The sequence below is a fragment of the Vibrio sp. 970 genome (assembly GCF_033339075.1).
Map to the genome: position 1 here is coordinate 1 of NZ_JAWOTW010000132.1, position 916 is coordinate 916.

Annotated in this window: 1 protein-coding gene; it reads right to left on the bottom strand. The window is 46.0% G+C overall.

The window, feature by feature from the left end; all coding sequences use genetic code 11:
- Positions 1–174: 174 nt before the first annotated feature.
- Positions 175–916 (bottom strand): TAXI family TRAP transporter solute-binding subunit (locus R7Q11_RS25220; protein ID WP_225466885.1); only part of this gene is annotated, 742 nt, incomplete at its 5' end.

Here is a 916-nt window from a genome sequence, read left to right on the forward strand (position 1 = left end):
AAGAGTACCGAGTGCTTTGTTGGCGGCGTTAAAGTGTTTTCTTGGGTATTGAGTGCGCAGTTCTAAGAAAAACTGGCAAATGAACAAAGCATGCTGGTTCAACGTGCTACAACCAGCATACTCAATCAGGCAGAAAACCATCTTTTTCTGCCTGAGATTGAAATAAGTGAGTGCTTACTTAATTAGACCCACTTCTTTGTAGTATTTTTCTGCACCAGGGTGAAGAGGGATAGAAATACCTGCTTTCACCATGTCTTCTTTTTTCAGGTTAGCAAAAGCTGGATGCAGACGTTTGAAGGTGTCGAAGTTCTCGAACACGGCTTTAGCAACGTTGTATGCAACTTCATCAGAAACATCAGATGTTGTTACCATTGTTGCCGCAACACCAAAGCTCTTCACGTCTTTATCTGTACCACGGTACATACCAGCCGGCACTGTGCTGAATGCGTAGTACGGGTTGTCTGCGACGATCTTGTCGATCTTAGGACCAGTTGCAGGCACTAGCTTCGCATCACATGATGTGGTTGCTTCTTTGATTGAACCGTTTGGATGGCCAACCATGTAGATGAACGCATCAATTTTGTTGTCACAAAGGGCTTGAGAACGCTCTGAGCCTTTTAGCTCTGAAGCAAGTTTGAAGCTGTCATTTGTCCAGCCCATTGCATCCATTACTACACCCATTGTCGCGCGGTCACCAGAACCTGGGTTACCGATGTTGACACGCTTACCTGCTAGGTCTTGAACGTTTTCGATACCAGAGTCAGCACGTGCGATGATGTTGAAAGGTTCTGTATGAAGAGAGAACATTGCACGCAGTTTTTTGTACGGGCCTTGTTCCGCAAACTTGCTCGTACCGTTGTAGCCGTGGTACTGCCAATCCGATTGCACGATACCAAAATCTAATTCGCCTGCACGG